This window comes from Sporolactobacillus sp. CQH2019 (genome assembly GCF_028765345.1).
Classification (GTDB): domain Bacteria; phylum Bacillota; class Bacilli; order Bacillales; family Sporolactobacillaceae; genus Sporolactobacillus.
The window spans coordinates 1-406 of record NZ_JARAJZ010000055.1; the positions used below are offsets into that span (position 1 = coordinate 1).

Here is a 406-nt window from a genome sequence, read left to right on the forward strand (position 1 = left end):
GACACGGACTCAGAAAGAAATCACCATGGTGCTCTCTCCTGCTGACAAGACCAACGTCAAGGCTTGCTGGGAGAAGATTGGCGGCCATGGTGCTGCATATGGTGCCGAGGCCCTGGAGAGGATGTTCCTGTCCTTCCCCACCACCAAGACCTACTTCCCCCACTTTGACCTGAGCCACGGCTCCGCACAAGTCCAGGGCCATGGCAAGAAGGTGGCTGATGCTCTGGCCAATGCCGCGGCCCACGTTGATGACTTGCCTAGCGCCCTGTCCGCTCTGAGCGATCTGCACGCACACAAGTTGCGTGTGGACCCCGTCAACTTCAAGCTCCTGAGCCACTGCCTGCTGGTGACCCTGGCTGCTCACCACCCGGCCGAATTCACCCCTGCTGTGCATGCCTCCCTGGAC

Annotated in this window: 1 protein-coding gene; it reads left to right on the forward strand. The window is 60.6% G+C overall.

Annotated features, from left to right (window positions below; genetic code table 11):
* Positions 1–406 (forward strand): hemoglobin alpha subunit family protein (locus tag OYT88_RS21105; RefSeq protein ID WP_274402265.1); only part of this gene is annotated, 406 nt, incomplete at both ends.